Source organism: Thiomicrorhabdus hydrogeniphila (assembly GCF_054656895.1).
The window spans coordinates 1,467,886-1,491,900 of sequence record NZ_BAAHXL010000001.1; the positions used below are offsets into that span (position 1 = coordinate 1,467,886).

Consider the following 24,015-nt stretch of genomic DNA (forward strand, 5'->3'; position numbering starts at 1 on the left):
TTTTCTTTTGCGTAAATGAATAAGCTATTTTAGGGCTTAGTGTATTTTTTGAGAAGTCTTATTGCCGAATTAGACGAAATTATCTTAGTTTTAAACGACTTTTAGAATGAATTTAATGTAGCGCTTGGTATTCTTTGGCATTAAAACCCACTAATAATGCATTGTTTATTTCTAATACAGGTCGTTTAATTAAGGTAGGCATTTCTGTTAAAACAGTTAAATCATCACCCGTAATAAGGTTTTGTTTTTGCACATCGGTAAGCTGTTTCCAACTGGTACTGCGTTTGTTTACTAAAACATCAATCGGCTGAGTTTGTAACCAGGTTTGAATGGTATCTAAGGTTAAACCTTGTTTTTTAAAATCGTGAAACTCATAACTAATTTGATTGTCATCTAAATATTTACGCGCCTTTCGTACTATATCGCAGTTGGGAATACCGTATAAAATCATGTTTGTTTACCTGTAAGATTTAAGTGCTTTTATTATAGAGAGAGATGACTGTGAATCAACCGTATAAGACGGCTTTTTATGGTTTTAAAACCTTGCAATAAATAGGTTAATTAGCCTGTTTTAGAAATAAGCTGTAATGATAGGCGTTGTTTAGTGTAAATAAATTGAATAATATAAATTTTAAGTATGATTTTTTATTTGTTTTGAATTTGAAAATGTATAATCATCGGTTATTCAATTTTTTTCAAATTTACTCAAGAGAATAGCATTATGACAATTAAACGAATCGGTCACCGTTATAGCGATACGAAAACTGGAGCAACAATAGATGTGTGGTTTCCACGTTCTAATAAAGAGATAGCACGTAATTGTTTAGCCTCAAAAGTAGGTCTGATTAAAGGTGACTTTGTTACCGTTGAGATTGCTTCTATTGAAGATGCTCCTAAAACTGCAGAAGAAGCGTACCTTCGTTTACACTTATTATCTGAATGTGCTTATAAACCACATTCCATTAATTTAGACGGTGTTTTTGGACTTTTAAGTAATGTGGCTTGGACCAGTGCTGGCCCTGTATTACCTACAGAAGTTGAAAATCTGCGTGAAGCCATTGCAGGTGAAGCACATCAATTTAAGGTGACTTCTATTGATAAGTTTCCACGTATGACGGATTATGTAATACCTGAAGGTGTGCGTATTGGTAATGCTGACCGTGTACGTTTAGGTGCACATTTAGCACCAGGTACAACCATTATGCATGAAGGTTTTGTAAACTTTAATGCTGGAACTCTTGGTAACTCAATGGTAGAAGGGCGTATTAGTGCTGGTGTGGTAATTGATGAAAATACCGATATTGGTGGTGGTGCTTCTATTATGGGTACGCTATCTGGTGGTGGTAAACAAGTTATCTCTATGGGTAAAAGAAACCTATTAGGTGCCAATGCAGGTTTAGGTATTTCTTTAGGTGATGATTGTATTGTTGAGTCAGGCCTTTATTTAACGGCGGGTACAAAAGTTAAAATGCCTGATGGATCAATTATATCGGCTCGTGAGTTATCTGGACAATCTAAATTGTTATTTAGACGCCATAGTCAAACTGGTGCAGTTGAAGCGATTGTGACGGACGGTTCTTTGTGGGGTGGTTTAAATTCTGCCTTACATACTAATGATTAAAACGTCCCGTAATTAACAATAACGATTAATGCATTAATAACATCTCAATTGTTAATCAATGTGCAATGAAAATTAAACGATTCTTCATTGCACATTAAATCATTTAGTTATTCTGGCTATGATTATCTCTATCTATATTATTAAATCACTAAAGAACCCATTTACTGAATACTCTTAAATGCGTTAATTTAGAGATGACAGTTCTTTTTATTATCTTTTAAAGGGTTTTTATGGCAAAGATTACAGGTTTTGATCATGTAAGTATTCTTGTTGAAAATGCAGATATTGCTTTGAATTTTTATCATGAGATACTGGGCTTGCCACTTTTAAATAGACCAGACTTGGGTTTTCCAGGTTATTGGCTTGATTTACAAAATGGCCAAAGTTTGCATATTATGCAGCTTAATAATCCGTATTCAGGTAGTAAGCCTGAACATGGTGGTAGAGACTATCATTTTGCTTTACGAGTAGATTCTATTGACGAGTTTATTGAAAAGCTTAAACAGATAAATTTAGAATATAGTTTAAGTAAATCTGGTAGAAAAGCATTGTTTACGCGAGATCCAGACGGTAATGCTCTAGAGTTGTTTGAATGTTAATGAGTGTTTTAAACCGATAAATTTCCATTTTACCAGGCCTGGTAAAATGGAAAAGTCAAATGAAAACCTATATTAAATTTATATTAAAAGCGTTAAAAATCACAAGAACTCTTCTCTAAAAGGGTTAATTCTCTATTAAACCTTTAATGGCTTTTGAAATATTATTAAGCTTCTCTTTACTTTTAATGGCTTCATTATTGGTGTCGCTAATGAGAAAGATATCTTCTGCTTTTTCGCCTTCAGTACGAATTTTTGCGTCATGCAAACGAATATTATTGTTTTTTAACGCACAACCTATACGAGCCAATAACCCAGGCGCATCTTTAGTACTAATAGATAACTCGGTTAATGCATCGTTAGTTTGTTTAAAATCAACAATAGTCGGTGTATCAAAATATCGTGTCCTACGGTTTCTAATGTTGTTTCTAATTTCTAGAGGTTTTACATCTGTTTGAGTAAGTTGAAATTTAATTTTATTAATCACTTCATCATGTCGGCTTTCATCTAAGTAGTCGTGTGTATCTCTATTTAAAAAATACATCATGACTAAAGTCATGTGGTCTGTACAGCTAAAGATTTGTGCTTCCATGATATTGGTTGAAAGGGTGTCTAAAGTGTGAGCGATATGGGCAAAGAGATAATCTCTATCAGGCATATATATAATGAGTTCTGAAGCCCCACGTTGCGATTGTTCTTTTAAAAATACATGGCTGTGTGATTTGTCACGCTGATAGAGTAATTTGGTGATTCTTGCAACATCATTGGGTGTTTGTTTACTAAAGAAATCACTGTCACTAAGGCTTTTCCAAAAACTATTAAATTGAGAAGAAGCTATGCCACGTTTAGATAAAAGTTCACGCGCTTTTTCTTGGGTCTGCAAGGCTTTAATTTCACGGTCTCTAGGCGTGTTAATGCCTAAATGAAGCACTTTTGATGTTTCATTGTATAGCGTTAAGAATAGCGAGTTTTTCCAGTCATTCCAAACATCGGCAGAAGTAGAGCAAACATCGGCAACCGTTAATAAATATAGATAATCTAAATGTTCTTGGTCACCCATAATTTTAGAAAATTTTTGAATAACTTGTGGGTCACTTAAATCTTTCTTTTGTGCAACGCTTGAGAACTCTAAATGGTAACGCACTAACCAACTAATCATATTACCGTCTTTTTGCGAAAGATTATGCTGTGTAGCAAACTCCATGGCATCCACCGCACCTAAAACCTCATGAGCACCATTACGACCTTTGGCAATATCATGAAATAAACCAGCTAAAAACAGAACTTCAGGTTTACACAGTTTTTTGGCAACTTGATGTGCGGTTGGAAATTCATAAGTAAAATCATCCACAAAAAAACGGCGTAGATTACGAATTACTAAAATAGTGTGATCATCTACGGTATAAGCATGAAAAATATTAAACTGCATTAACCCAGTAATTTTTTTAAATACCGGTAAGTATTCACTTAATACGCCGTAACTGTGCATGCGCTTAACCGCAGCATTAACCCCTTTAGGCTGTCTAAATATTTCCATAAAGAGTGCTTTATTGATAGGGTCGTTACGAAAGCTATCATTGATTAAATAAAGATGGTCACGAATTGAACGGATAGCGTTGGAGCGTAATCCTTTCACTTCTGGTAAGGTTTCTAAAATGATAAAAGACTCTAACAATGCTGTAGGGTTTTTAAAAAAAACACGAGGGTGGGCAATGTCTAAATATTCGCCTACAATTTTAAAATGATTGTTGATTGGTTTTTCTTCAGTGTTCTCGTCATCAAATAAAATTTCACGAAAATGCTGTAGTAAAATTTCATTAAGTTTTACTACGTTTTGAACATTGCGGTAATAACTGCTCATAAACTGCTCAACGGCAATTTTGTCGTCGTTGTCGCTATAACCAAAGCTTTCGGCAATTGATTGTTGTAAATCAAATTGCAAACGGTCTTCGCGACGCCTTTTTTGATGTTGTAGAGCAAAACGAATGCGGTTTAAATATTTATATGCCGCTTCAATTTCTAAAAACTCTTCAGTGGTTATGAAGTTACGCTGTACTAATTCATTAATTGAATTCGCATTAAAATGCCTTTTAGCTACCCAATAGATAGTTTGAATATCTCTTAAGCCACCAGGGCTTTCTTTGATATTAGGTTCTAATTGATAGATCGTGTCATTAAAGCGTTTATGGCGAGTAACTTGCTCTTCATATTTGGCAATAAAAAAGTCTTTTCGATCCCAAAATTCAGCGTGATTTCCCCATAGGTGTTGCAGTTCTTCAAAGCGAGAATATCCACCTGTTAGCCAGCGAGCCTCAAGAAGATTTGTTGCGGTTGCAACATCTTCTAACCCCGCTGTTTTGCAGTCGCTAACGGTTCTAACAGAGTGCCCAACATCAAAACCTAAATCCCATAAAAAAGTAATAAAGGTTGAGAGCTGGTCTTGATTTGATTCAATATCATCACATAAAATCAAAAGATCAATATCTGAATAGGGATGCAGTTCACCGCGTCCATAACCGCCAACCGCAACAAGTGTAGCGATTTGTTTAGGGATATATGCTTTCCAAATACGTTTTAAAAATTGATCAATAAATATAGCACGTTCTTTGATTAATTCCGCAACCGCTGTTCCAGATTCAAATTGACTAAATTGATAATCAATAAAATTACTAAGAACTGTGCGGCCAATCGTGATCTGCTCTAAAAGAGGAGTGGATGAATTTTCAAGTGAATGAATAAAATTGGGTAAAGAAACGCGCTCATTCATGTGTGGGCTCAGTTTAGGTTTGTGAAAGAATTGTTAGCCATCGTTAGGCGTAAAATTCTATAAAGATTAAAGGTTGTTTTGTATTGGTCATTTAGTCTTAATGTAATGCCTTTAAAAATAAGATAATAAAAGACCAATACAATAATTTTACACTTAAGGTAATACAGGTTTTTCACCCGTTCTTAATGTAAATATTTCATAACCCGTACTGGTGACAACAAGGGTGTGTTCCCATTGCGCAGACAATTTTCTGTCTTTAGTGACAACGGTCCAGTTGTCAGGCAATAATTTAACCGGAGCTTTACCTTGGTTAATCATGGGTTCAATAGTAAAAACCATGCCTTCTTTTAACACAATATCTTTAAGTTCTGGCGCGGCATAATGAAGTACTTGCGGTTCTTCATGAAAATCCGCACCAATTCCATGCCCACAGTATTCTCTTACTACTGAATAATTGTTTGCTTCAGCATGTTTTTGAATAGCATAAGCCACGTCATATAAAGTCGCATTAGGTTTTACTTGTTCAATACCTAACCATAAGCATTCGCGAGCCACCTGACAAAGTCGACTTGCAAAAGGTTTTACTTCACCGACTTCAAACATCATGCTTGTATCGCCATGATAACCATCTTTGATGACTGTTACGTCTATATTAACGATATCACCTTTTTTTAGCTTTTTAGTTTGCTCTGGAATTCCGTGACAAACAACCTGGTTGATTGATATACAGCTAGAAGCCGGAAAACCATGGTAATTGAGTGTAGCAGGAATGGTTTGTTGTACTTCTGTCATATATTTATGCATGATGGCGTTTAATTCACCCGTTGATGCTCCTGGCACAATATAAGGGGTAATCATTTCTAGTACGTCAGAGGCTAGTTGACCTGCAACACGCAGTTTTTGAATTTCTTCAGCAGTTTTGATTTTTATGGTCATAGAAAGAGTTCTTTTGATTGAATTCATTTATCAAAGAAGTTTTATTAAGAAAAACCATGATTTTATGAATTTAAATTGTTAAATTGGCTTGGATATGGTATAAATGCCGCGCCTTTCAGATGAGAGGAATTTTAACAGAAAATCCGCACGTTTACCGACACATAAAACGGGGTGCTAAAAATTTTGTATTAAACCAATGGTTTACAACAAAATATATAGTTCGTTTTATGGGGTAAACGGAGGCTTAACCCCACTATTGGAGAAAAAATCATGGCAAAAGTAACCATGCGTCAAATGCTAGAAGCCGGTGTTCATTTTGGTCACCAAACCCGTTATTGGAACCCTAAGATGTCTGAGTACATTTTTGGTGCACGTAACAAGATTCATATTGTTAACTTAGAAAAAACATTACCAATGTTTAACGATGCGTTAAACATGATGGGCGGAATCGCTGCTAACAAAGGTAAAGTATTATTTGTTGGTACTAAAAAGGCAGCACGTGAGTTAGTTTCTCAAGAAGCTCAACGTTGTGGAATGCCTTATGTTGATTACCGTTGGTTAGGTGGTATGTTAACTAACTTCAAAACTATCAAACAGTCTATCAAGCGTCTAAAAGAACTAGAAGCAATGGAAAAAGACGGTACTTTTGAAAAAATCACTAAAAAAGAAGCATTAATGATGACTCGTCAAAAGACTAAGTTAGAGCTTTCTTTAGGTGGTATTAAAGATATGCGTGCTATGCCTGATGCAATTTTCATTATTGATACTGGTAACGAAAAAATTGCTATCCAAGAAGCACAAAATCTAGGTATTCCAGTTATTGGTGTTGTTGATACAAACAACGATCCACGTGGTGTTGACTACGTTATCCCTGGTAACGATGATGCTATCCGCGCAATCTCTCTATATTTATCTGCTGCTGCAGACGCAATTAATGAAGGTAAAGCTACCATCACAACTGCGGTTGAGGGTGACGACTTTGTTGAAGCTGAAGAAAAAACAGCAGAAAAATAAAGTTATTCAATATCCAGGCCTGGTAAATTAAATCAGGCCGAATTTGATTATTCATAGATAAATTAAGGATTTCAAAATGGCTATTACAGCAGCAATGGTTAAAGAACTACGTCAAACAACTGGCGCAGGGATGATGGATTGTAAAAAAGCGTTATCTGAAACAGATGGCGATATGGATGCAGCAATTGAGTTTCTTCGTAAGAAAGGAATGGCTGGTGCAGATAAAAAGGCAGGTCGTGTAGCAGCAGAAGGTGTTATTGCGATTGCGGTTTCTGATGATAAGAAAACAGGTGTGATTGCAGAAGTTAACTGTGAAACTGACTTTGTTGCCAAAGGTGACGAATTTAAAGGTTTTGCAAATGAGATTGCAGCGATTGCATTAGCAAATAAAACAACAGATATTGAAGCAGTAATGAATGCTGAGATGGCATCTGGTAAAACGGTTGACCAAACACGTCGTGAAATGATTGCTAAAATCGGTGAGAATATGGCGGTACGTCGTCTTGAACTTATCGAAACAACAGGTCAAATTGGTCAATATCAACACGGTGAAAAAATCGGTGTTGTTGTTTCATTAGAAGGTGGTGATGACGCTTTAGCTCGTGATGTTGCTATGCACATTGCAGCGGCTAAACCATCAGCTGTTTCTCCTGATGATCTTGATGCAGAAGTCGTTGAAAAAGAACGTGCTTTCCAAATTGAGCAAGCAAAAACTTCTGGTAAGCCAATGGAAATCATTGAGAAAATGATTGAAGGGCGTATGCGTAAGTTTGTTGGTGAAATTACGTTACTTGGTCAATCTTTTGTTAAAGATCCAGATCAAACTGTAGAAAAACTATTAAAATCTAATAGTGCTTCAGTTTCTTCATTTATTCGTTTAGAAGTGGGTGAAGGTATTGTGATTGAAGAAACCAACTTTGCAGATGAAGTTGCGTTGGCGGCAAAAGCAGTAACAGGTTAATTTTAATTGACTGAATGAGCCGTAGCTAGGGTTTGCTTTTAGTAAATCCGCTATGGCTTTTTTGTATGTAAAAATTAGTTATTAATTAATTTGATTTTAAATTATTTTAATAAAGTTTTTTATAAGTCTTTGTATTTAATTAGAATATTATATTTAAATACTTATAAAACACTTTGGATTACGGCGACTAAGGAATGAATATGACACTTAAATACAAACGTATATTATTAAAGTTTAGTGGTGAAGCCTTAATGGGTGATGGTGATTTTGGATTAGATTCTAAAACGCTTCAAAATGTAGTAGCTCAAGTAAGAGCTTTACGTGATTTAGGTGTGGAAGTGGGTATTGTTGTCGGTGGCGGTAATATCTTTCGCGGCGCACAAATCCAAGGTTCTGGTATTCAACGTACTACCGGTGACCACATGGGTATGATGGCAACGGTTATTAATGCTTTGGCACTGCGTGATGTTATTGAAAGCCAAGGTATGAAGTCACAAGTTTTATCAGCGATGGCGATTGAGGGTGTATCAACTGGATTTAACGCTAATGTCGTTAAAAAGCAACTTGCTGAGGGTCAGGTATTAGTCTTTGCCGCAGGTACTGGAAGTCCATTTTTTACCACAGATACCGCTGCCGCTTTACGTGGTATAGAAATTGATGCTGATATTGTATTAAAAGCCACTAAAGTGGATGGTATTTATACAGCTGATCCCATGAAAGATTCAACGGCAACTCGTTATCAATCGCTAAGTTATGATGATGTAATCCAAAAGAATTTACAGGTCATGGATATGACGGCATTTGTTTTATGTCGTGATCACCAAATGCCAATCCGTGTTTTTGATATGTTTAAAGACAACGCGGTAATCAGAATTGTTCAAGGTGAGGATGAAGGCACCTTGGTAAGCGTAGGAGAATAAGAATGTTAAATGAAATTCAAAACGATGCTAAGTCGCGTATGTCTAAGTCAATTGAAAACCTAGAAGCGAACTTTGCAAAAATTAGAACGGGTCGTGCACACCCAAGTATCTTAGATGCAGTAACGGTAGAATATTACGGATCGCAAGTGCCTATTAGCCAAGTGGCCAATATTAACGTTGAAGATGCGCGTACATTAACGGTTCAGCCTTGGGAGCAACCGATGGTTGCCGTGGTTGAAAAAGCGATTATGATGTCTGATCTTGGTGTTAACCCGGTTACAAATGGTAGTGTTATGCGTATTCCTATGCCACCTTTAACTGAAGAACGTCGTCGTGATTTAACCAAGGTGGCGCGTCAAGAAGCTGAGAACGCACGTGTTGCTGTTCGTAACGTTCGTCGCGATGCAAATGGTGATGTTAAAGACTTATTAAAAGAAAAAGATGTAACTGAAGATGATGCACGTCGTTCAGAAGATCAAATTCAAAAGCTGACAGATGAGGCCGTTAAAAAAATTGATGCGCTTTTAGCAGAAAAAGAAGCCGTTTTGATGGAAGTTTAATCGCAAATTTAAGTCGATATTTATTGTTGTTTACGGCATAATTGACAGGTTTTATCGTATCAGTCGATTTGTAGTTAATGGCATACATAAAACGGCCTTAGAGAAAATTGTTGCTCTAAGGCCGTTTTTGTTTGTTTTTGGAGTTGTTTTGTCAGAAGTAGGTAGTGGGCTACACAAGCCTAAGCATATTGGTATTATTATGGATGGTAATGGTCGTTGGGCTAAAAACCGTCTTTTGCCTAGATTTATGGGGCACCAAAAAGGTTTAAATGCTGTAAAAAGAGTGGTTTCTCACTGTTCTGAAAGGGGTATTGAAGCTTTAACCTTATTTGCTTTTAGTACCGAGAACTGGAAACGCCCCAAAGAAGAAGTAAACAAACTTATGGGTTTGTTTTTAAAAGCACTACAAAAGGAAGTACAAAAGCTTTCTGAAAACAATGTGCAGTTACGTATTATTGGTAATCGTTCTGCATTTAGCGAACAAATTCAAAAACATATCGTTCAAGCTGAACAAGCAACTAAAAATAATACAGGCCTGGTATTAACTATTGCTGCCAATTACGGTGGTAGGGCAGATATTGTAGATGCCGTTAAACTCTGGCAGTTAAATCACCCTGATAAAAATGTTGCTGAATTAACTGAAGAGGCAATAAGTCAGTATATTGCGTTGTCAGATATTGCTGAACCTGATTTATTAATTAGAACGGGTGGTGAACAGCGTATAAGTAATTTTTTAATTTGGCAAATGGCTTATGCAGAATTGTATTTTACCGATTCGCTTTGGCCTGATTTTGGTGAAAAAGAGATTGATGATGCCATTTTATCTTTTTCAAAACGTGAACGTCGTTTTGGTCAAACTAGTGAGCAGGTAAAAAATAAATGTTAAAACAGAGAGTAATTACCGCGCTGATTCTAGTCGTCTTATCTATTTGGGCTCTTTTTTTCTCTTCAGATATGGTTTGGAAAGGGATTTTACTTATTATTGCTTTTATTGCGGCCTGGGAATGGACTGCATTTGCCAAAATAAAAGCTCCAGTTCTTAAAGTTTGTTATGCCTTTGGTATTGTGATTGTTGCGAATTACGCAATGGATATGCTTAATACACAGAATATCGTTTTTTTAACCATACTTGAAGCTATTGTTGTTATGTTGATTGTGTTGCGTTATCAAAAAACACAAGGCCAAATAGGGACTAAATCAAAGGCTTTTATCTTATTTACTGGAATCCTTTCCGTTATATTGTTTGTTGTTTCTATGTATCTGTTTAGGGCTGAGTTTGGGGCTTTAACGTTATTACTAAGTATGTTGCTTGTTTGGTCTATCGATACAGGTGCCTATTTTAGTGGGCGCCGTTTTGGAAAAAATAAATTAGCGGTATATGTTAGTCCAGGCAAAACATGGGAAGGGGTTATTGGTGGCGGTGTTTTAACGCTAATAATTGCCTTGGTTGTTTTGTATGCTCTTAAACAACCTTTTAATGCATCCTTTTTTGCCCTAGCTTTGGTGTTAACAGCAATAGCTTTGTTTTCTGTTTTTGGTGATCTTTTTGAAAGTGTACTAAAGCGTCAAGTAGGTTTAAAAGATAGTGGAAAAATTTTGCCAGGTCATGGTGGTGTACTGGATAGAATAGACAGTATTTTAATTGCTATTCCTATGCTTTATATTGCTTGGCATTATAGTATTGGGCTATAAGAGATGAATATGATGCTAATAATTAATATGGATATGTGTTAATGACATTTGTTTGGTCGCTTATAGGGTTTGTTCTTGTCATGGGCGTTATTGTAACGATTCATGAATGGGGCCATTACCAAGTTGGACGTTTTTTTAATATTAAAGTGCTTAAATTTTCTATTGGATTTGGTAAGCCAATTTATTCTCGTAAAGGCAAAGAAACAGAGTTTGTTATTGCTCAAATTCCATTAGGCGGTTATGTAAAGTTTGTTGATGAACGTGAAGGGGATGTGGCTCCTGAAGATTTACCCCGCGCGTTTAATAGACAGTCTGTTTATAAACGTTTTGCAGTTGTTGCCGCTGGACCATTAATTAATCTATTTTTTGCATGGGTTGTGTTTGCTGTAATGTATATGATTGGCACTACAGGTATGAAACCTATCGTTTCTGAATTTGCTAAAGGAACAGCATTACAAGCTTCAATTACTTCAAATATAAACACTCTACAAAATCACCAGGCCTGGTCTGTTTCAGAAGTTAATCACCAAGCTGTTTACAGTTGGCAGATGGTAAATCAGCAAATATTACAAGCTTTAGCTAAAGGTGATAAAAACATTAACGTTCAGTTTTCATCGGTTGATGGTTCGAGCGTATTAAATGCTTCAAATGTTGACTTATCGGCTGTTAATATTAATGAGCCTAAACAAAATTGGTTAAAACTCATAGGGTTTATACCAACAAAACCTATTCTGCCAGCAGTCATTGGTCAGGTGCTTGAAGGTGGTCCGGCAGATGTTGCGGGCTTAAAAAGTGGCGATAAAGTTATCGCAATTGGTAAAAACCCCATTCATAACTGGCAAGATTTTGTTAAAGTAGTCCAGTCTTTGCCAAATCAACAGGTAGAAGTGCAGTATGAACGTAATGGCATTGTTTATACTCAGCGAGCAAATTTATCTTCGTCGACATTAGAAAATGGCGAGATGGTTGGTAAAATGGGGGTTGGTGTACAAGTTGATGAACAAACACTTGCCCCTTACACTGCAAAAATACAGTACGGTTTTATCGATGCGTTTTCTCATGCTTATCAACGCAGTGTTGATTTATTTGTGATGAGTGTTGTTATGCTTAAACGTATGGTGATTGGAGAGGTAAGTACCAGTAATCTCTCTGGTCCTTTGAGTATTGCTCAATTTTCTGGACAAGCTGTTCAATCTGGCTTGGTGGCTTTTTTAAGTCTTTTAGGTTTATTAAGTTTAAGTATTGGTATTTTAAATTTATTACCAATACCTATTTTAGATGGGGGGCATTTAATGTATTACCTCATCGAAATGATTAAAGGTTCTCCTGTGAGCGAACAGGTTATGGCAGTCGGACAAACAATAGGCTTATTTTTGCTTGTTGGTTTAACGTTTTTGGCTTTATTTAATGATGTAATAAGAATATCCCATGGTTAATATGTTTCAAAAAAAATCCTCAACTAGCATTTTATCGGCGGCAATTGCTTCCTTGTTATTCACCCCGAGCATTGCCTTTGCTTTTACCGTTAAAGATATAAAGGTTGAAGGCTCAAATAAAATTGGTTTTGAAACAATCAATAGTTATTTATCGGTTAAACCTGGTAGCGAACTAGATAGTCAATCTATTCAGGAGAGTATTCAGCGACTTTATAAAACTGGTTTTTTTCAAGATGTTTCTCTCTATAAAAAAGATGATGGAACTTTGGTTGTTAAAGTGATTGAACGCCCTTCGATTGCCGATATTAAAATTAAAGGTAACTCTTTAATTGAAACAGATGTTTTAAACAAAGCCCTTGATGGTTTAGGAATTAAAAAAGGCCGTATTTATAACCAAGTACAAATGGACCATGTGGTTGTTGATTTGAAACGTCGTTATCAAAACCAGGGTTACTATGCGGCGATAATTAATATCACATCTAAAGAATTACCTAGAAATCGTGTTGAACTTAAAATCGATATTACAGAGGGTGAGCCAGCTAAAATTGGACGCATTAGTTTAGTTGGTAATAATGTTTATTCGGATGAACGCTTAAAATCGCAAATGCAAATGGCTGAGCATGTTTCATTTGGTAGTGGTGATAAATACTCTAAACCAAAAATGCAGGCGGATATAGAAACGATTAAGTCCTATTATATGGATAGAGGGTATGCAGAGTTTAAGATAGATTCCTCACAAGTCAGCATTTCTCCAGATAAAACTAAAGTGTTTACGACTATTAATATGACTGAAGGTTCGTTATATACGATTTCTAAAGTTGATTATTTAGGCGAATTAATTGTAGGCAAAAAAGAGCTTGAAGCTTTAACTCCGTTTAAAAAGGGAGATACTTTTTCTCGTTCAGCTGTTATTGAGGCGGTAAATGCTATACGTGATCGTTTAAGTGAAGATGGATATGCTTTTGCTGAGGTTGCTCCTGAAACCAAGTTTGATAAGAAAAATCGTACCATTGCGCTAAGTTTTAAAATAGAGCCTAAAAAACGCGTTTATATACGACGTGTAGAAGTAGAAGGTAATACACGCACTCGTGATCATGTTGTACGCCGTGAAATGCGTCAACTTGAAAGTGCGCCATACTCATTAAAATTAGTACGTCAATCTAAGCAAAGATTACAACGATTAGGTTATTTTAAAAGTTCTGATATTGAAACAAAACGTGTTTCAGCTGATCAAGTTGATTTGGTTGTAAAAGTAGAAGAGCAACCTACAGGGTCATTTTCCGCTGGGGTAGGGTTTTCTCAACTTGATGGTGTAAGTTTTAATATTGGTGTTTCTGAGCGTAACTTTATTGGTAGTGGTAACCAACTTAATTTTAATGTTGCCACGAGTTCTTCTACAAAGTCAGCCAGTATTGGGGTAACTAATCCATATTTTACTCAAGACGGAGTAAGTCTTGGAGCAAATATCTATTACAGCGAAATTGATGCTGACGAATTGGATATTGCAGATTATACAACCAATAATTTAGGCTTGAGTTTGTCGCTAGGCTATCCTTTAAGTGAAAATAATTCATTAAGCTATGGCTTAAAGTTTGATTCTCAAAGTTTAGTTTGTGCGGATGACTTTACTTATTGTACTGACTATATAAGTGAGTACGGCAAAAATACAAATTCAGTTATCGCCTCAATGGGCTGGACACATAATTCAACTAATGGTTTTTACTTTCCTACCAAAGGTCAAAAAACAAGTCTTTCTTTAGAAGCCGTATTACCGGGGACCTCTAAGGCACCGTATTACAAAGTTTATGCTAATGAAAACTGGTATCAACCACTAACAGATAACTTTACAATGCAGTTAAAAACCGGGCTTTCATTTGGTGATGGTTATGGTGATATTGATCATCTACCATTTTATGAGAACTTTTATGCTGGTGGTATAGGTTCAGTAAGAGGGTTTGAGTCAAACTCTTTAGGGCCTGAATACGATTCAACTATAGATGGCAGTGATAGCCCAACCGGTGGTAGTGTTAAAATTACGGGTACAGCTGGAATTGTATTTCCAGTACCGTTTATTGAAGATTCTAGTAATGCTCGCGTGAGTTTATTCTTTGACTTTGGTAATGTGTTTGACACATTTGATACTGTTGAAGCAAATGAACTGAGAACTTCAGCCGGTATTGGTGTTTCTTGGATTACGCCTGTAGGGCCTTTAACATTCAGTATTGCTCAACCTATTTCTTATACTAAAGACGATAGCTTGCAAACATTCCAGTTTACTTTAGGAACAGGTTTCTAAAAATATAGCAGTAGCGGTATAAAAGGAAAATTTTGTGGTGTTTATTACATCAATAAAATTTTTAAGGTAGAATTGCTTAACCCAGATAAAATAGATAAAACGGACGGATATTCAATGCATAATATTTTAAAACTTGCCTTTGCAATTTGTATTACTTTGGCTTCTACAGCGTCTTTTTCAGACACAGGAGTCAAGCTTGGTGTAGTTAATGTCGCCTTATTGCTTGAACAAGCGCCTCAGGCTAAGCTAGCAACGGCTTCATTAGAAAAAGAGTTTTCGCCACAACAGTCTGAGCTAAAAAGTTTAGCTGGCAATCTTGAAAAAAAACAAGCTGACTATCAAAAAAATAAAGCCGTTATGAGTGATGCTCAAAAAGTCAGTAAAGAGCGTGAAATCTCTATGTTAACTCGTGAGATTCAACGACGTCGTAACGATGTTCAAGAGCTACTAAACTTGAGAAGAAACGAAGAACTTGCTAAATTACAAAAAATTGTAAATGATTCAATCAAAGAGATTGGCCAAAAACAAGGTTTTGATCTTATCCTTTACGAAGGTATTGCTTATACAAATAAGCGTATTGATATTACGAATGATGTATTAACACATTTGAAAGCAGTTAGTAAAAAGCAGCGTTCTGAATTTAATAAATAATTCAGGAGAAAACTGTGCAACTAAAAAAAATTATTCAACACCTGAATAAACAAGGCATTTCTGTTGACTTGTTAGGTGATGATGCAATTGAAATCTCACAAGTATCAGGCCTTGATATTGCAAAAAAAGGTGAGATTTCATTTTTAACAGACAAAAAATACCTCTCTAATTTAGAAACATCATCCGCATCTGCAGTACTTATTTCTAAAGTAAACTCGGGAGATTATCCTTTTACCCAAGTTATTGTTGAAAACCCTTATTATGTTTATGCTCTAGTTGCCCAATTACTTAATCCATTTAAGGTGAGTGATGGCCAGATACATGCATCAGCAGTGGTTTCAAATTCTGCTCATATTGGAATGAACGCTTCTGTAGAAGCCAATGTGGTTATTGAAGATGATGTGACTATTGGTTGCGACTCAATTATCTCTGCTGGTTCAGTCGTTGAAAGAGCCGTTACTATTGGAAATAATTGTAGAATTGAACCAAATGTAACGATTTATAATAACTGTATCATTGGTGATAATGTCATTATTAAAGCTGGAGCAGTCATTGGTGGTGATGGTTTTGGTTGGGCTAACAATAAGGGACAATGGGTTAAAATACCCCAAATAGGGCGTGTTATTATTGGAAACAATGTCTCTATTGGGAGTAATGTCACTATTGACCGTGGTGCAATTGAAAATACGGTTGTTGAAGATAATTGCATTATTGATAACCAAGTTCACTTAGCGCATAACGTTGTTATTGGTTCTGGCTCAGCAATTGTTGCACAGGCAGGTTTTGCAGGAAGTACAATATTAGGTAAAAATTGTACAGTTGCAGGTCAGGTAGGTTTTTCTGGTCATATTTCAATAGTGGATAATTGTCACCTTTTAGCTAGAACAGGGGTAACGCAAGATATTAAAGAGTCTGGTACTTATGCTGGATTTCCTGCAATAAAAGCCATTGAATGGCAAAAAAACAATGTTCGTTCTCGTCAGTTAGATAAAATGGTTAAACAGATTAAGCAACTTGAAAAAAAGCTTGAATCACTAACTGAATAAAATTAATTAAATGTTATTGGATTATGAAAACAATGGAAGTTAAAGAAATATTTGAATACCTACCACATAGATACCCTTTTTTACTTGTGGATAGAGTGACTGATTTTGAATCAGGCAAAAGACTGACAGCGTTTAAAAATATTACCTTTAATGAGCCACAGTTTACAGGTCACTTTCCTAATAACCCAGTAATGCCTGGTGTAATGATCATTGAAGCAATGGCACAGTGTACAGGGATTTTGGCGTTTAGATCACAAGAAGAAAAACCAGATGGTTCATCTATGTATTACCTTGCAGCCGTTGATAACTGTCGTTTTAGACAACCCGCTATTCCTGGAGACCGTTTAGACTTTGAAGTTAAAGCATTAGGTAATAAACGAGGGATATGGAAGTTTGAATGTACAACGATGGTCAACGGCAAGCTGATTGCTTCTGCCGATTTGATGTGTGCTGAAAGAAAGGTTTAATTTTGATTCACTCTACCGCCATAATTGACCCTAATGCAACCATTGCACCAGGGGTAAAAATAGGACCCTTTTGTGTTATTGAAGGTAATGTCACTATTGGTCAAGGTTCTGTTTTAGATTCGCATGTTGTTATCGAAGGAAGTGTCACAATAGGTGAAAATAATCGGTTTTTTCCTTTCGTTTCAATTGCCTCGCCACAAGATAAAAAATACGCAGGCGAACCAACCACTGTTATTATTGGAAACAATAATACGTTTAGAGAAAATGTCACTATTAATCGTGGTACGACTCAAGACATTGGTAAAACGGTTATCGGTGATGACAATTGGATAATGGCTGGTGTTCATATTGCACACGACTGTATTATTGGAAGTCATTGTATATTTGCAAATGCGGCAGCATTAGCAGGGCACGTCATTGTTCATGATTGGGCTATTTTAGGTGGTTACACATTAGTCCATCAGTTTTGCCAAATAGGTGAGCACAGCTTTTGTGGTATGGGAAGTGTCATTAATCAAGATGTTCCAAATTTTGTTGTGGTATCTGGAAATTTAGCTGGACCTAGAGGTATTAATCTTGAAGGCTTAAAACGTCGTGGTTTTGATAAAAACCAACTTACTTTAGTCAAAAAAGCCTACCGAATTTTATACCGAACTGGTAATCGTTTAGAGCAAGCTTTACATGAGCTTGAGTTATTAAATGATGACAAAAAAACCTTAGATTCACTCATTCTTTTCTTAAAAAAATCTGATCGTGGCATCGTTAGATAGTCCTTCTATACATCAAGAGCCTAAGGTATTTGCTATGGTCGCTGGAGAGGCATCTGGCGATACATTAGGTGCTGATTTAGTCTCTAGTTTAAAAAAACGTTACCCTAATGCTCAATTTGTTGGTATTGGTGGGCCAAAAATGCTTGCTCAAGGTTTTGAAAGTTGGTTTCCAATGGAAGAACTTTCGGTTATGGGTTTATTTGAAGTAATCAAACACTTACCTAAACTTCTTAAGATTAGAAAACACCTTATTACTCGTTTGTTAACTTTAAAACCTGATGTTTTTATAGGTATTGATGCGCCTGATTTTAATTTTAAAGTTGAATTAATTTTAAAACAAAACTCAATAAAAACAGTTCATTATGTTGGGCCTTCTGTTTGGGCATGGCGTGAAAAAAGATTGGTTAAAATTAAAGATTCTGTAGACGGTGTTCTGGTCCTATTTCCCTTTGAACCTGATTACTATCATCGATATAACATTCCCGTAAAGTTTGTGGGTCATCCCTTAGCAAATCAATTTCCAGAAAAACCAAATACGCCCCAAGCCAAGTTAAATTTAGGCTATTTAACTACGGACAAAATTACAGCCATCCTTCCTGGTTCACGGATGAGTGAAATCAATAAAATGGTTGATGTCTACATTCAGGCCGCAAGTAAATTAGCTGAGATTTATCCTGATATGCATTTTGTTATTCCTTGCGTTCATCAAAAAGCCAAAGAGCGAATTCAGCAATCCGTTGTTCTGTTTGGTAAAAATATAAAAATTAAGTTACTTGATGGGCAGTCACGAGAAGTATTAGAAGCCTGTGATCAAGCTTTAGTTACTTCGGGTACAGCAACGCTAGAGTGTGCTTTGATGCGTAAACCATTGGTTTTAGCCATAGCGCTACACCCAATTTCATATTGGATCATGAAACGATTAGCTACGACTAAATGGATTGGGTTGCCAAATGTACTTGCTAATAAAACCCTTGTAACTGAATTAATACAAGAAAATGCCACGCCAGAAAAAATAGCACTCAATATGGGGCGGTTAATTATGGATCAAAAATTACGAGATAACCAAATTTCTGCCTTTGATATTCAATATCATCAATTAAAACAAAATGCTTCAGAGCTTGCGGCAGATGCACTCGATGATTGGATGTCCTAGTTTCATTCATTTAATATGCTGTAAACCTATTCAAATGTTTCAGTAGCAGTGGGCCGTTTGCCATAATCAATATCTACTTGGATTACCTATGAGCCAAAAAAGTCTTTTTTCAGATTCTTCACTACCAGAGTTTTTTTCATTAACCGGCACGACTGTTGGCGTTGACGAAGTTGGCAGAGGGCCTTTAATTGGTGATGTTGTAGCGAGTGCGGTTATTTTGCCAAAAAACTGTACTTTACCGCTCAAGGATTCCAAAAAATTAACAGAAGCTACACGCAATACTTTAGCGGTACAAATAAAAGAACAAGCAATCGCTTATGCAGTGGCTGTTGCAACGCCAGAAGAGATAGATGAAATCAATATTTTACAAGCAACCATGTTGGCGATGCAGCGCGCTGTTAAAATGATTGCTGATGCAGGCCATGAAATTCAACTAATTTATGTAGATGGCAATCGTTGCCCCAAACTTTCTTACACTTGCCAATCGGTTATAAAAGGTGATGATAAAGTCATGGAAATAAGCGCCGCGTCTATTCTTGCAAAGGTTTTTAGAGATCAACAAATGCATGAATTACACAAAAAATACCCAAATTATGGTTTTAATGAGCATAAAGGTTACCCAACAGTAAAACATTTGGCCGCTTTAAAGCAGTTTGGCATGATTCCTGGTTATAGAAAGACGTTTAAACCTGTTAAACAGTTATTAGAACAATGTTAAAAGAAGAGTAATCAAATATCTTCAATCCTAAAATTGAATTTACCAGGCCTGGTAAAATCAATTTTAATACCTTTAAGAAAATACATAATGCATATCCTAACGGCGTAGGGCATGCATTTAAGACCTAAAAAGGCGTAATTGTATGTCAACAACTTTAGCGCAGGTTGAAAAGACCGCACAATTAAGTAAAAACAACCAAATGAGTTTGATGATTTTTCAGGTTCAATTTCCTAAGGAAAATTATCAACCACCTTATTATGGTATGAATGTCTTTAAAGTACGAGAAGTGCTAGAGGCTAGGGCGTATGAAGTTTCGGCAATGCCTGAAACTAACGACTTAATTGAAGGAATGATTGAGCTACGTGGTGTTTATTTACCTGTTATTAACCTACCAAAATGGATGGGGTTTGAAATGACAGAAGAAGAACGCGAAAAATCGATTATTATCGTATCCGATTTCAGCCATAATTTTGTTGGTTTACGCGTTTCTTATATTCATGGTGTTGAAGAAAAAAACTGGTCAGATATTCATCCAGCAGGTAATTACAATGTAAATGTGAATACCAATCAAATTATTAATCACACTTACCTTCATGATAGTAAAACGCTTTGCTTTATTTTGGATATTGAAAAATTACTCATTGAAGCCATGCCTTCTATGGCTGAAAAAATCTTCGCTTCAGCTAAAAATGTAAAAACGGATGATCATCATTTTAGTGATGAGGTTTATGAAAAAACAATTCTATTTGCAGAAGATAGTAAGTCTATTCAAAAATATATGGGAATGGTATTTGACCAGCTTGGGCTTAAATATAAAGGCTTTGATAATGGTCGATTATTGCTGGATTACATTTCAAGCAAAGAGTCATTAACAGATATTTCAATGGTATTTACAGATTTAGAAATGCCTGTGGCTTCTGGACATACTGTTATAAGAGAATTACGCCAAAATGCACGAACTAGAAATATGCCTTTAATTGTTCATACCTCAATGACCAGTGATAATAATAGCCGCGAAGTTCTTGATATGGGGGCAAACTATTTTATTGGTAAGGTCGATACCGATTTGATTGTAGATACCATTTCAAAAGTGGAAAGTGATTTTAAAGATTGGTTGACGAATTAAGAAAGTGTTATTTATTTTGGGATTGAATCTAAATAAGATAAATTGAGTGAAGATGTAAAATTTAGATGTAAAAAAAGGTGCATGATCAGTGCACCTTTTTCGTTGTGGTAACCTAAAAATTAACGCTGACGCGCTTTAAATTTTGGGTTTGTTTTACAAATAACGTAAACTTTTCCACGACGTTTAACAACTTGACAGTCTTTATGACGAGTCTTTGCTGATTTCAAAGAAGATAAAATTTTCATCAGATATATCCATTTTTAGTGGCCGAATATTAATAACCAATTCGACTTAAGTTCAAATTTGAAGTCGCGGATTATAAGGCCTTAACTTATAAATGTCTAGTAAATCCATTCAAAAAACATCATAAATGGTACATTTAGTACTATTTTACTCAAATTAGCTTGCTTACTACAGTATGTAGTGCTCATTAGCGTATAATTTGCCTCAGTTTAACTTCAATCTAAATCTTTATGTCGTAAAGTAAAAATACTAGGCTTAAGAAGGTAATAAGACGGTTTTAATTAAGTTTATGAGTCAAGAAAAGAGCAATTCAAAAAAACAATCAAAACTCAGTATTGAGGATGTTTTAGGGGACGAAGGACATTTATCTAAATTGGTTGATGGCTATTCCGCTCGTCAGGCCCAAATAGATATGGCTCTTCAAATTAAAGAGCTTATTAACGATGATGGTACCTTGTTAGCTGAAGCGGGAACAGGAACGGGTAAAACGTTTGCATACCTTGTGCCAGCTCTATTATCGGGTAAAAAAATTATTGTATCAACGGCCACAAAAACACTTCAAGAACAGCTGGTTCATAAAGATTTACCCATTTTGTTTAAAGCTTGTAATGTCGCTGGTAAAGCACGTTTACTCAAAGGGCGTGACAATTACGTCTGCCCGCAAAGATTAGAGTTAACTGAGACGGTTGAACAACATAGTAAACATGATTGGAAAAAGCTCTCAGAAATTAGAAGTTGGGTTGATGACAAAACTCGTACCGGAGATAAATCCGAACTTGAATCCGTACCTGAAAATGACCCCATTTGGCGTAAAGTTTGTGCACGCATGGAGTTTTGTCAATCTGCAGAATGTAATCAGGAATCAGGGTGCTTTTATCCCGTAGCAAAACAAAAGGCGGCAGAAGCTCAAGTATTGGTTGTGAATCATCATCTTTTTTGTGCCGATTTAGCCTTAAGAGAGCAAGGTTTTGGCGAACTTTTACCCGATGCCGATGTTTATATTTTTGATGAAGCTCACCAGCTTCCAGATATTGCTGCACAGTTTCTTGGTTTTTCTATTTCACGAGGTCAATTAGAAGAATTAACTCGTGATATTAAACAAGCGCAAAAAGTTGAAGCGCCTGAAAATATAAAAATATCAGATTATGCTTCTTTATTAGATGAACAAATTAAGCTTATTAATGATGCTTTAGGTAAATGGGATAAGCGTTGGACTTGGAAGCAACTTAATGATGAAAAAGTCTTTCAAGTTGCGATTAAGCGTTTTATGGATACGTTAACCATCGTTATTGATGAATTAAAGCAAGTGGTTGAACGAGGCAAACAATTAAGTGCTGTTCATAAAAGAAGCCAAGATTTGTTAGGGTTAACTAAAGACTGGATAACCAGTCAATCTGAAAATAAAATTCGTTGGATAGAATCATCACAAGCTCGCTTTAAATTTAATATGACGCCATTAAGTGTGGCGGCTCCATTTTTACGCCAAAGAGAAAATATTGGTGGTGCGTGGTTGTTTACCTCAGCCACATTAAGTGTTGCAAGTAATTTTGATTACTTTGCTAAAAGGCTTGGTTTGGGTGAGGCAAAAACAAGTAACTGGCCTAGTCCGTTTGATTATCAAAAACAAGGTCTGGTATATCATCCAGTAGGATTACCTGAACCCAGAGATGAAAATTATACTAAAGTTATGCTGAGAGCTGCATGGCCGCTATTAAAAGCCAGTAATGGTTGTGCGTTTATGCTTTTTACCAGTCATAGGGCGATGCAAGAAGCAAAAGCTATTTTAGAAAGCCACTGGGATGGCAAGCTACTTGTACAAGGTGATTTGCCAAAGTTAAGTTTATTACAGCGTTTTAAAGAAACAGAAAAAGCAATATTATTAGGTACAAGCAGTTTTTGGGAAGGGGTCGACGTAAAAGGCGAGGCTCTTAAGTTAGTGATTATTGATCGAATACCTTTTGCCCCTCCTGATGATCCTATTGTTCAAGCGAGAGAAGCCTTTTTAAAAGAAAAAGGTCTAAATGTGTTTATGAACTTTCAGTTGCCAGAAGCGGTCATTGCTATGAAACAAGGGTCGGGACGTTTAATTAGAGATACGGAAGATAAAGGTGTTCTTATGTTGTGTGACCCTCGGCTATCCTCTAAAAACTATGGCAATACTATTAAGAATAGCCTGCCAGATTTCCCATGGGTTTATGATGCTGATTCAGCGATTAAAAAACTTTCTTAAACTAACGGTTAATGATAAAACGAGCGTCTATAAAATTTAAGGTTTTAAACAATATGTCAAAAACAATATATCCCACTGTATTAGCCGTTGAAACATCAACTTCAGCTTGTTCTGTTGCATTGATTCATGAGGGTAAAGAATATACTCAGCATGAAATTCTTCCTCAAAAGCACGCTCATAAAGTATTAGAGATGGTTGAGCAAGTTATTAACGCTTCTGCTATTGATGCAAATGAAATTGCGGTGCTTGCTTTTGGTGAAGGGCCTGGTGCTTTTACAGGAATTAGAATTGCTTCTGGAGTGATACAAGGATTGGCATTGGGATGGGATAAGCCAGTTTTAGCTGTTTCATCATTACAAGCTTTGGCTGAAAATTACTTTTCTAAAAACAAGCCTACAGATGATTGTGAATGGTGTGCGGTAATGGATGCCCGAATGAAAGAGGTTTATATTTTGCGAGGGCAATATCTTGCAGAGTCTAAAGAAATTATTTTGGAAACTCCTTTAATGATTTCACCCGATAATATAGATGAATTTTTACCGACAGAGACTACTTGTATTGGTTTTGGCGATATAGAAGAAATCTATCCAAATGTGATAAGTAAATTTTCTTTGTGGCAAACAGGGCTTCCAGAAGCCATATCAATAGCTAAAATTGCACAATTAAATATAGAAATGGCAAAATCGCTTGAAGAAGAAATACCAAAACCACTGTATTTAAGAAACCATGTCGCCGATACCATTGAAGAGCGAAAAATTAAAGCCAAATTGAAATCAATGTGAGGTTTTTAATTTTATCTACACAACTAAAGC

The 24,015-nt window shown here is 36.0% G+C and carries 23 protein-coding genes; 19 read left to right on the forward strand and 4 right to left on the reverse strand.

Annotated elements, in window-relative coordinates:
- Positions 1 to 112 precede the first annotated feature (112 nt).
- Positions 113 to 451 (reverse strand): arsenate reductase, encoded by a 339-nt coding sequence (locus tag ACYQ0E_RS06610; RefSeq protein WP_460187452.1) that lies wholly within the window; start codon positions 449 to 451, stop codon positions 113 to 115.
- Between the two features lie 270 nt (positions 452 to 721).
- Between ACYQ0E_RS06610 and ACYQ0E_RS06615 the strand changes: the two genes are divergently transcribed.
- Both ACYQ0E_RS06615 and ACYQ0E_RS06620 read left to right on the forward strand, forming a co-directional pair.
- Entirely contained in the window at positions 722 to 1,621 is a 900-nt protein-coding gene (locus ACYQ0E_RS06615) for a DapH/DapD/GlmU-related protein (RefSeq protein WP_460187453.1), read from the forward strand.
- A gap of 230 nt (positions 1,622 to 1,851) precedes the next feature.
- Positions 1,852 to 2,220, forward strand: a complete 369-nt coding sequence (locus ACYQ0E_RS06620; RefSeq protein WP_460187454.1) for a VOC family protein — start codon at positions 1,852 to 1,854, stop codon at positions 2,218 to 2,220.
- Between the two features lie 124 nt (positions 2,221 to 2,344).
- Here ACYQ0E_RS06620 and glnD read toward each other — a convergent pair whose 3' ends face one another.
- Together glnD and map are read right to left on the reverse strand one after the other, a co-directional pair.
- Positions 2,345 to 4,984: a [protein-PII] uridylyltransferase gene (gene glnD, locus ACYQ0E_RS06625; protein ID WP_460187455.1), complete on the reverse strand. Its 2,640-nt coding sequence runs from the start codon at positions 4,982 to 4,984 to the stop codon at positions 2,345 to 2,347.
- Positions 4,985 to 5,137: 153 nt separating this feature from the next.
- The gene (gene map / locus ACYQ0E_RS06630; protein WP_460187456.1) at positions 5,138 to 5,920 is read right to left on the reverse strand and encodes a type I methionyl aminopeptidase; all 783 of its coding nucleotides are present in this window, start codon (positions 5,918 to 5,920) and stop codon (positions 5,138 to 5,140) included.
- Positions 5,921 to 6,190: 270 nt separating this feature from the next.
- Between map and rpsB the strand changes: the two genes are divergently transcribed.
- The 15 genes from rpsB (at position 6,191) to ACYQ0E_RS06705 (ending at position 20,730) form a co-directional block, all read left to right on the forward strand.
- On the forward strand, positions 6,191 to 6,934 hold the full coding sequence (rpsB, locus tag ACYQ0E_RS06635; protein ID WP_460187457.1) for a 30S ribosomal protein S2: 744 nt from the start codon (positions 6,191 to 6,193) through the stop codon (positions 6,932 to 6,934).
- A 76-nt stretch (positions 6,935 to 7,010) separates the two neighbouring features.
- A complete protein-coding gene (gene tsf, locus ACYQ0E_RS06640) occupies positions 7,011 to 7,895 on the forward strand; it encodes a translation elongation factor Ts (protein WP_460187458.1) in 885 nt (294 codons plus the stop codon).
- A gap of 200 nt (positions 7,896 to 8,095) precedes the next feature.
- Entirely contained in the window at positions 8,096 to 8,815 is a 720-nt protein-coding gene (pyrH, locus tag ACYQ0E_RS06645; RefSeq protein WP_460187459.1) for a UMP kinase, read from the forward strand.
- A gap of 2 nt (positions 8,816 to 8,817) precedes the next feature.
- Positions 8,818 to 9,375, forward strand: coding sequence for a ribosome recycling factor (gene frr / locus ACYQ0E_RS06650; protein ID WP_460187460.1), 558 nt, complete (start codon positions 8,818 to 8,820; stop codon positions 9,373 to 9,375).
- A 148-nt stretch (positions 9,376 to 9,523) separates the two neighbouring features.
- The gene (uppS, locus tag ACYQ0E_RS06655) at positions 9,524 to 10,261 is read left to right on the forward strand and encodes an undecaprenyl pyrophosphate synthase (RefSeq protein WP_460187461.1); all 738 of its coding nucleotides are present in this window, start codon (positions 9,524 to 9,526) and stop codon (positions 10,259 to 10,261) included.
- On the forward strand, positions 10,255 to 11,067 hold the full coding sequence (locus ACYQ0E_RS06660) for a phosphatidate cytidylyltransferase (protein ID WP_460187462.1): 813 nt from the start codon (positions 10,255 to 10,257) through the stop codon (positions 11,065 to 11,067). Before uppS ends, ACYQ0E_RS06660 begins: the two co-directional genes overlap by 7 nt.
- Before the next feature lie 41 nt (positions 11,068 to 11,108).
- Entirely contained in the window at positions 11,109 to 12,503 is a 1,395-nt protein-coding gene (gene rseP, locus ACYQ0E_RS06665; RefSeq protein WP_460187463.1) for an RIP metalloprotease RseP, read from the forward strand.
- Positions 12,496 to 14,799, forward strand: a complete 2,304-nt coding sequence (gene bamA, locus ACYQ0E_RS06670; protein ID WP_460187464.1) for an outer membrane protein assembly factor BamA — start codon at positions 12,496 to 12,498, stop codon at positions 14,797 to 14,799. Before rseP ends, bamA begins: the two co-directional genes overlap by 8 nt.
- A gap of 114 nt (positions 14,800 to 14,913) precedes the next feature.
- On the forward strand, positions 14,914 to 15,450 hold the full coding sequence (locus tag ACYQ0E_RS06675; protein ID WP_460187465.1) for an OmpH/Skp family outer membrane protein: 537 nt from the start codon (positions 14,914 to 14,916) through the stop codon (positions 15,448 to 15,450).
- 14 nt (positions 15,451 to 15,464) lie between these two features.
- The gene (lpxD, locus tag ACYQ0E_RS06680; RefSeq protein WP_460187466.1) at positions 15,465 to 16,496 is read left to right on the forward strand and encodes a UDP-3-O-(3-hydroxymyristoyl)glucosamine N-acyltransferase; all 1,032 of its coding nucleotides are present in this window, start codon (positions 15,465 to 15,467) and stop codon (positions 16,494 to 16,496) included.
- A gap of 23 nt (positions 16,497 to 16,519) precedes the next feature.
- Complete coding sequence (gene fabZ, locus ACYQ0E_RS06685; RefSeq protein WP_460187467.1) at positions 16,520 to 16,963, forward strand: 3-hydroxyacyl-ACP dehydratase FabZ; 444 nt, start codon at positions 16,520 to 16,522, stop codon at positions 16,961 to 16,963.
- Positions 16,964 to 16,965: 2 nt separating this feature from the next.
- A complete protein-coding gene (gene lpxA, locus ACYQ0E_RS06690; protein ID WP_460187468.1) occupies positions 16,966 to 17,733 on the forward strand; it encodes an acyl-ACP--UDP-N-acetylglucosamine O-acyltransferase in 768 nt (255 codons plus the stop codon).
- The gene (lpxB, locus tag ACYQ0E_RS06695) at positions 17,717 to 18,886 is read left to right on the forward strand and encodes a lipid-A-disaccharide synthase (protein WP_460187469.1); all 1,170 of its coding nucleotides are present in this window, start codon (positions 17,717 to 17,719) and stop codon (positions 18,884 to 18,886) included. The genes lpxA and lpxB overlap by 17 nt, the downstream gene beginning before the upstream one ends.
- Positions 18,887 to 18,974: 88 nt before the next feature.
- Positions 18,975 to 19,604 carry a ribonuclease HII gene (gene rnhB, locus ACYQ0E_RS06700; RefSeq protein ID WP_460187470.1) on the forward strand — a complete coding sequence of 210 codons (630 nt, stop codon included), beginning with the start codon at positions 18,975 to 18,977 and terminating at the stop codon, positions 19,602 to 19,604.
- Positions 19,605 to 19,746: 142 nt separating this feature from the next.
- Complete coding sequence (locus ACYQ0E_RS06705) at positions 19,747 to 20,730, forward strand: chemotaxis protein CheV (RefSeq protein WP_460187471.1); 984 nt, start codon at positions 19,747 to 19,749, stop codon at positions 20,728 to 20,730.
- Positions 20,731 to 20,849: 119 nt separating this feature from the next.
- Here ACYQ0E_RS06705 and ykgO read toward each other — a convergent pair whose 3' ends face one another.
- A complete protein-coding gene (gene ykgO / locus ACYQ0E_RS06710; protein ID WP_029407609.1) occupies positions 20,850 to 20,975 on the reverse strand; it encodes a type B 50S ribosomal protein L36 in 126 nt (41 codons plus the stop codon).
- 287 nt (positions 20,976 to 21,262) lie between these two features.
- Here ykgO and yoaA point away from each other — a divergent pair, with 287 nt between their 5' ends.
- Both yoaA and tsaB read left to right on the forward strand, forming a co-directional pair.
- Entirely contained in the window at positions 21,263 to 23,203 is a 1,941-nt protein-coding gene (gene yoaA / locus ACYQ0E_RS06715) for a DNA repair helicase YoaA (RefSeq protein WP_460187472.1), read from the forward strand.
- Positions 23,204 to 23,256: 53 nt separating this feature from the next.
- Entirely contained in the window at positions 23,257 to 23,985 is a 729-nt protein-coding gene (gene tsaB / locus ACYQ0E_RS06720) for a tRNA (adenosine(37)-N6)-threonylcarbamoyltransferase complex dimerization subunit type 1 TsaB (RefSeq protein ID WP_460187473.1), read from the forward strand.
- The last annotated feature ends 30 nt before the right edge of the window (positions 23,986 to 24,015 follow it).